This window comes from Mesorhizobium sp. M7D.F.Ca.US.004.01.2.1 (assembly GCF_003997785.1).
Taxonomy (GTDB): Bacteria; Pseudomonadota; Alphaproteobacteria; order Rhizobiales; family Rhizobiaceae; genus Mesorhizobium; species Mesorhizobium loti.
Map to the genome: position 1 here is coordinate 1 of NZ_RZRQ01000489.1, position 3244 is coordinate 3244.

Below are 3244 nucleotides of genomic sequence, written 5' to 3' on the forward strand. Positions count from 1 at the left end.
GGCCAGCACCATGCTGGTCAGCGTCGCCTGCCGGACGGTGGCCTCACCGGCCAGCCGGCCGAGATCGGCGCCCAACCCGGCCGTCACCGTCGCCGCCATCGGCCCGACGACGAACAGCAACGCCAAGACGATGAGCATTGCGTTCAGCCAGGTCTCGGCCCCGTTGACTAAGAGATAGCGGCGTTGCGCGACCGGCAGGTTAGTATCGCCGACCACATTGGCGCCTAGCCGCGTCAGTGCCAGCACCACGATAAAGGTTAAGGCGATCTGCAGCAGCGTCAGCGTCACCGCGCGTGCGGGATCGAAATCGAAACGAAGCGCCTGGTAGATGCCGACCTCCAGCGTCGTCGCGGCCGGCCCGCCGCCCAGTATCAGCACGATCGTGAAGGATGTGATGCAGAGCATGAACACCAGCCCGGCGACTCCTGGCATGGCGGCACGCAGCGTCGGCCATTCGATCAGCCGGAACGCCGGCCGCGCCGACATGCCAAGCTGGCTCGCCAGCCGCCATTGGTCGGCTGGAATCGTTTGCAGCGCCTCGAGGAACAGCCGCGTCGCCAACGGCAGATTGAAGAAGACATGGGCGACGAGAATGCCGGACAGGCCATAGATCCCCGGCCAGCTTCCGCCGCCGATCACGGCGAGCACGCCGGCGAAATAGCCGGCGCGGCCATAAAGCGCCAGGATGCCGAGGGCCGCGACGATGGCCGGCAGCGCCAATGGTACGGCGAAGAGCTGCAGGATGAAGGCGCGGCCAAAGAAGCGTGGATGCCGCGACAGAGCGCGCGCCACGAACAGCGCCGGCACGACGGAAAGCAGCGTCGACAGCGCCGCTTGCCAGAGCGTGAAGCGAATGACGCGCAACAGATAGGGATCGAAGGCTGCCCAAGCGCCCGAGAAATCATGGGCGCCCTCGAAAAGCAGGCCAGCAAACGCGCCGCCGATCAGCAGCGCGATTGCGGCGAGCGCGACAATGCCGGCGCTGACGCGGGAATCCGTGGAATACGCCGGCGTCATCGCGCTGCCTACTTGCTCATCACCGCCAGCCACTCATCCACCCAGGCCTTGCGGTTGGCGGCGACCTCTTGCGGGCTGAACTGCAAGGTCTTGGTTGGCTTGACCAATTTGTCAAAGGCCGGGTTGAGCGGCTTGTCGGTCTTGCCTGCCGGGAACATCCAGTTGGTCTCGGGGATGGCATCCTGGAATTTCGGTCCGGTCATGAAGGCCATGAACTTTGCCGCCAGCGGATTCTTGGCCCCTGTCGTGGTGATGCCCGCCACCTCGATCTGCAGATACTCGCCCTCCTCGAAGGAGGCCGCCTGATAGCGCTCGGTGTTCTCGGCGACCATGTGGTAGGCCGGCGACGTCGTGTAGGACAACACCATCGGCGCCTCGCCCTTCGTGAACAGGCCATAGGCCTCGCTCCAGCCCGGCGTCACCGTCAGCACCTTCGGCTTGAGCTTGGCCCAGGCCTCCGGCGCCTTGTCGCCATAGACCGACTTGACCCACAGAAGCAGGCCGAGGCCGGGCGTCGAGGTGCGCGGATCCTGGATGACGATCTTGTCGTCGGCACTGCCTTCGACCAAGTCCTTCAGGCTCTTCGGCGGCGTCTTCAGCTTCTCGGTGTCGTAAACGACAGCGAAATAGCCGTAATCAAAGGGGACAAAAGTGTCGTCGCTCCAACCGCCCGGCACATTGACGTCGGTCACCGCGCCATGCGGTGCGAACAGGCCTGACGCCTTGGCATCGGCGGTAAGATTGGTGTCGAGGCCAAGCACGATATCGGCCTTGGTCGACGCGCCTTCGAGCTTGACGCGGTTGAGCAGCGCGACGCCATCGGCGACCGAGACGAATTCGACATCGCAGCCGCATTCGGCCTCGAATTCCTTCTTCACCACGGGACCCGGACCCCAGTCGGCGGTGAAACTCTCATAGGTGTAGACGGTGAGCTTGTCCTTGGCCAAGGCCGGTCCGGACAGGACCACGGTCATTGCTGAGACAAGAGAATATAAAAGCGTGCGCATCGGCGCCTCCTTCGTTCGAATTGAAAGGAATTGAGGCGTCGGACTGTCCGAAACGTCTAATCCCTCCGCCGGTACAAACCGGATCAGGTTCAGCGGGTTGGCGAGATTGCCTCTCAGCCGGTCCGCGAAGATCGCGTCCGGCACCCCGTTAGAGCGTTTCGACACATAGGCCGGGCCGATCCCCCACGCAAGTGGGAGTTTGCCGCCTTCCGTTTCCCGTGCCGGGCTGGTAAGGGCCACACGATATGAGCACATTCACCATCCTGCTTGGCGGCGATCTCATCCGCACGCCACGGCTCGACCGCCAGGTCGAAGGCTCCCGCGTCATCGCCGCCGACGCCGGCATCGGCCATGCGCGGCTGCTGGGTCTCGTGCCGGAGCTGTGGGTGGGTGATTTCGATTCGGTGCCGGCCAACCTGCCTGACGATCTCGCTTCCGTGCCGCGCCGGACCTTCCCGGCGGAAAAGGACCAGACCGATGGCGAACTGGCCATCGCCGCCGCACTGGAGCGCGGTGCGACCAGCCTGGTGCTCGCCGGCGCCTTCGGCGGCAAGCGCGCCGATCACGCTTTCCTGCATCTGGCGCTAGCCCTGCGGCTGGCCGAGGCCGGAACCGATGTGCTTTTGACCAGCGGCGCCCAGGAAGGCGTTCCCCTGCTGCACGGAACGGCTGGCTTCGACTATGCCGACGGCACGCTGTTTTCGGTACTCGGCTTTTCCGAGCTTGCCGGCCTGACCGTCACCGGCGCCAAATGGCCGCTGAACAACGTCAAAGTGGCGTTCGGTTCGTCGCTGACCATCTCCAACGAGGTCAAGGGCCACCTCGAAATCGCGCTGGATCATGGCCGCGCGATGCTGCTCGCTCATCCCTATCCCTTACCTGAAAGCTGACATGGCCCCGCCCCTTCTCAACCTCGACGGGATAAAGCTGACCTTTGGCGGCACGCCGCTGCTCGATGGCGCCGCCTTGACCGCTTCGGCCGGCGACAAGATCGCCCTGGTCGGCCGCAACGGGTCCGGCAAGTCGACGCTGCTGAAGATCGCCGCTGGCCTGATCGAGCCGCAGGACGGCGAGGTGTTCCGCCAGCCTTCGGCAACCGTTCGATACCTGCCGCAGATGCCCGACATGGAGGGTTTTGCGACCGTTCGCGCGTATGTCGAGGCCGGACTTGGCCCCGCCGACGATCCCTACCGCGCCAGCTATCTGATGGAGCATCTCGG

4 protein-coding genes and 1 riboswitch are annotated in these 3244 nt (G+C 64.7%); of the genes, 2 read left to right on the forward strand and 2 right to left on the reverse strand.

Annotation, left to right across the window (positions count from 1 at the left end):
- Positions 1-1017 (reverse strand): ABC transporter permease subunit (locus EN993_RS33490; RefSeq protein ID WP_127266021.1); only part of this gene is annotated, 1017 nt, incomplete at its 3' end.
- Between the two features lie 8 nt (positions 1018-1025).
- On the reverse strand, positions 1026-2024 hold the full coding sequence (gene thiB / locus EN993_RS33495; protein ID WP_109664831.1) for a thiamine ABC transporter substrate binding subunit: 999 nt from the start codon (positions 2022-2024) through the stop codon (positions 1026-1028).
- 43 nt (positions 2025-2067) lie between these two features.
- Positions 2068-2182: riboswitch (TPP riboswitch) on the reverse strand.
- Between the two features lie 87 nt (positions 2183-2269).
- On the opposite strand from thiB, the gene EN993_RS33500 reads away from it, so the two are divergent.
- Both EN993_RS33500 and EN993_RS33505 read left to right on the forward strand, forming a co-directional pair.
- Positions 2270-2914, forward strand: coding sequence for a thiamine diphosphokinase (locus EN993_RS33500; protein WP_127266022.1), 645 nt, complete (start codon positions 2270-2272; stop codon positions 2912-2914).
- Between the two features lies 1 nt (position 2915).
- The coding region (locus EN993_RS33505; RefSeq protein WP_164757980.1) for an ATP-binding cassette domain-containing protein at positions 2916-3244 on the forward strand (329 nt) is incomplete at its 3' end.

Excerpts from the sequence above, each read along its gene's own strand:
- thiB (WP_109664831.1), bottom strand. The coding sequence starts at position 2,024 with ATGCGCACGCTTTTATATTCTCTTGTCTCAGCAATGACCGTGGTCCTG.
- EN993_RS33500 (WP_127266022.1), top strand. The coding sequence starts at position 2,270 with ATGAGCACATTCACCATCCTGCTTGGCGGCGATCTCATCCGCACGCCA.